This is a genomic window from uncultured Wocania sp. (genome assembly GCF_964021735.1).
Taxonomy (GTDB): Bacteria; Bacteroidota; Bacteroidia; order Flavobacteriales; family Flavobacteriaceae; genus Wocania_A.
The window spans coordinates 1-4,100 of sequence record NZ_CAXIBN010000228.1 but is presented as its reverse complement, the minus strand read 5'-3'; the positions used below and the strand labels follow the sequence as shown (position 1 = coordinate 4,100).

The following is a 4,100-nucleotide window of genomic DNA, read 5'->3' as shown; positions in this document are numbered from 1 at the left end:
TATAATAAAATTTGCTGCTATTGTGATAAGCATGATATATTTACTTATGCCCATACACAAAGAGGTTAGAAGCACGTTGCATAGTATTTCACACTTTTTAGAAATGCCCAATACTATAATATCACACAATCAAAATGTAAATATTAATTATAATCTTACAGCATCAACTATTACATATCACGAGCATAAAATACTAGATTTATTAAATAATTTAGCTGAAGCAAATACTAACACTAACGAAGCCAATAAACCTAATAAAGTTGATAATAAAATAGACAAACATTTTTATTCATATAAATTTAAAGCTTCAAAATTAATTTCAAAAAAACTATTACTAGTTATAGATTCCTATAAAGAAAAAGTAAAAGATCTTTTTTATATAAAAATAAAGATACCTCCAAAACAGCTAAACATACAGCTGTCTTAATAAAATCAATTACAAATTTTGTAATTGAGATAACTGCTGTTTTCAACTCAATTTATACTATATCAATAAAAATTGCTCATATATTTTGCTTAAGATATTTACTTGGGTAGTGTATGATTATAAAATTAGAAAAAATGAAAAAACATATACTTTTATATATGCTTTTAGCTGTTTTTAGCAGTGTAAAAGCTCACGAATTAAGTGGTATTATTATTTCAGAAGATAATAATAAGCCATTGCAAGGTGTTGGTGTTTATAATAAAACTACTGGCGCCTATACGTATACTAATGTTTCTGGGTATTTTGAATTAGATGATATTTCGGTAAACGACATTATTTACTTTTACCAGCTAGGTTACGAAAATCAAGAACTTGTAATCGTAGAAAAACACTTAGATAGCGAAATTAATATTGTTTTAAAAATATCTTCAGCGTCTTTAGATCAAGTATTAATCGTTTCAAAAGTAAACGTATTAAGTAATTTTGTTAATGTCGATTTAAAAACAAGTCCAGTAAAATCATCGCAGGAAATTCTTAGAAAAATACCTGGGTTAATCATAGGGCAACATGCAGGCGGCGGTAAGGCAGAACAAATATTTTTAAGAGGTTTTGATATTGACCACGGAACAGACATTGCTATAGATGTTGATGGTATGCCAGTTAATATGGTGTCTCATGCACACGGTCAAGGTTATGCCGATATGCACTTTATTATACCAGAAACCATTAACAATATTGATTTTGCAAAAGGTGCGTATTATGCAGATAAAGGCAATTTTAACACTGCTGGTTATGTAGATATTAATACAAAAAAAACAATTGATAATAATATTGTTTCGGTTGAAGCTGGTCAATTTAATACGTTAAGAGCATTAAGTATGCTAAAAATTGTAGACGAAGATAAGAGTAAAGCATACATTGCATCTGAGCTTATGTTATCTGATGGTGTTTTTGAATCTCCACAAAACTTTAATCGTATTAATATTATGGGTCGATATAATTTTAATAACTACGAGGATCAAGAATTTAATATGGCTATTTCACATTTTCAAAGCAAATGGGATGCCTCGGGGCAAATACCTGTTCGTGCAGTTGAAAGTGGACTAATAGGCCGTTTTGGAGCAATTGATGATACTGAAGGTGGTAATACCAGTAGAAGTAACTTTTGGATAAACCATAATAAGCAATTGGATGAACATTCTACAATAAAATCATCGGCTTACCTTTCAAAATACGATTTCGAATTATTTTCAAACTTTACGTTCTTTTTAGAAGATCCTGTAAATGGCGATCAAATTCATCAAAAAGAAGATAGAACAATTATTGGAGCAAAAACAACTTACGAACACTCGTTTCATCTTGAAGATCACGATGCGCAGTTAAAATACGAATTAGGTGTTGGTTTTAGATACGACGATGTAAATGATGTCCAGTTATCAAGAACTTTAAATAGGCAAACTATTTTAGAAAGATTAGCTTTTGGTAACATTGATGAGTTAAATGGGTTTGCTTTCGCAAATTTGACATACAAAAAGAATAAATGGACGTTCAATCCAGGTTTACGTTTAGATTATTTTAATTTTGATTATGAAAATTTACTAACTACAACTTATGATAATAAAAGCGAAAACAAAGTATTGGTAAGTCCAAAACTGAATATAATTTATGCAGCATCACCAAAATTGCAATGGTTTGTAAAAACGGGGTTAGGCTATCATTCAAACGATACAAGAGTTGTTACGGCAAATAACGGCAAGAAAGTATTACCAACTGCTTATGGGACTGATCTTGGTGTAATAATGAAACCTATAGACCGATTGGTAATTAATGCAGCGTTATGGAGTTTGTTTTTACAGCAAGAATTTGTTTATGTTGGCGATGCAGGTATTGTTGAACCTAGCGGAAAAACTAAACGTTATGGCTTTGATTTTGGTTTACGATATCAATTAGCAGACTGGTTATTTTTTAATACCGATGTTAATTATACTTATGCAAGAAGTAGCGAAGATCTAAGTGGACAAAATTACATTCCTCTTGCGCCAGATTTAACATCCTCAGGTAGTTTAAGCTTTAGAGACTTAAACAATTTTTCGGGCGGATTAAGTTATAGGTATATTAAAGATCGACCAGCAAACGAAGATAATTCTATTGTAGCTGAAGGATATTTTATAACAGATTTGAATGTGAATTATAATCATAAAAACTGGACATTTGGTTTAATAGTTGAAAATTTGTTTGATAGCGAATGGAACGAAACTCAATTTGCAACAGAAAGTAGATTATTTAACGAACCAGATGCTGTTGAAGAAATTCATTTTACACCAGGAAGCCCTTTCTTTTTAAGAGGAAAAATATCGGTTAGATTTTAAGCTCTAAAATATAGAATGATATACAAAAGCGCATCTGTTAGTTAGGTGTGCTTTTGTTTATTACGAATTTATAATAATTATTTTTCAATAATTTCAACCTCAAACAATTTATCCCAACGTTTACCAGTTACAAATATGGTTTTAGTTTTTGGGTTGTAAGCAATACCATTTAAAACATCTAATTTTTCGTGTTGGGTTACTTTTTTCTTCAAAGGAGAAAAATCGATAACAGCAATAACAGCACCGTTTTTTGGGTTTATAACCGCAACACCATCTCTTTGGTATATATTAGCATAAATCTGCCCATTTATCCATTCCAATTCATTAATACGTCCAATTTTACCTTTATTGGTAAACACTTGAATATAATTTTGTTCAATCAAAGTTTCTGGGTTTAAAAGCCATATTTTTTCGGTGCCATCACTTTTATAAATCGTATTAGCATCATTACACAGTCCCCAACCTTCTTTACTATTACCATATTTAAAACTACTTAATTTATCAAAGGTGTTTACATCATAAACAAAGCCAATGCCTTCTTGCCATGTGAGTTGGTAAATTTTATTATTTAAAATTGTTACGCCTTCACCAAAATATTCATCAGCTAAATTTATGTTTTTTACAACCTCACCAGTTTTATAATCAAGCTTTCTAAGTTTCGACTCTTTGTACTGGCCAGTACTTTCGTAAATAGTATCATTAAAAAATTCAATACCTTGAGTGTAAGACGTTATATCGTGCGGATATTCATTAATAATATTAAACTTATAAACTTTAGGTGCTTCGTTATTTAAAATAGTAATACTTGTATTTGCAGTTTGTTTCTCATTATTAAAATAAACAATAGCTTCAACAGTGTGTTTTCCTAATTTATGATTATGTAATGCGAAGCTTTCGCTAATTTTTTTTCCGTTTAAAGTGTATAAAACAGAATCTATAGTGTGATTTCTTTTGTTTTCTAAAGAAAGATTTAAAGTTTCAGATATAAAGATATTGCCTTTTTCAGTATTCGTTTTAATAGAGAAATCACTTTTTTTCTGACCAGAATTTGAGCCACAAGAAGTGATAAATAAACTTAAAAAAATGATTGTGAGAGCTTTGAATGTATTCATTTTGTACTAAAAATTTTGAGCAAGATATTTATTTAAAAACAGTTTAAAAAATTATTGTGGAAATTTTAAAAGGTTGTATCTTTGCACTCGGCAAGTCCTACACAACCAGCTCCTGTTGAATCCTCCAGGGCGGGAACGCAGCAAAGGTAAATGGTCGTAGCGGTGTGATGTAGGTAGCTTGCCTTTTTTTGT

3 protein-coding genes and 1 other RNA gene are annotated in these 4,100 nt (G+C 30.2%); 3 read left to right on the top strand and 1 reads right to left on the bottom strand.

Annotation, left to right across the window (positions count from 1 at the left end; genetic code table 11):
- A partial coding sequence (locus AADI82_RS14080) for a hypothetical protein (protein WP_341217059.1) occupies window positions 1-427 on the top strand: 427 nt, incomplete at its 5' end.
- A 134-nt stretch (window positions 428-561) separates the two neighbouring features.
- Complete coding sequence (locus tag AADI82_RS14075) at window positions 562-2,796, top strand: TonB-dependent receptor (RefSeq protein WP_341217058.1); 2,235 nt, start codon at window positions 562-564, stop codon at window positions 2,794-2,796.
- Between the two features lie 77 nt (window positions 2,797-2,873).
- Here AADI82_RS14075 and AADI82_RS14070 read toward each other — a convergent pair whose 3' ends face one another.
- Window positions 2,874-3,908: a glutaminyl-peptide cyclotransferase gene (locus AADI82_RS14070; protein ID WP_341217057.1), complete on the bottom strand. Its 1,035-nt coding sequence runs from the start codon at window positions 3,906-3,908 to the stop codon at window positions 2,874-2,876.
- An 88-nt stretch (window positions 3,909-3,996) separates the two neighbouring features.
- On the opposite strand from AADI82_RS14070, the gene ffs reads away from it, so the two are divergent.
- An RNA gene (gene ffs / locus AADI82_RS14065) (signal recognition particle sRNA small type) lies at window positions 3,997-4,095 on the top strand.
- Window positions 4,096-4,100: the final 5 nt, after the last annotated feature.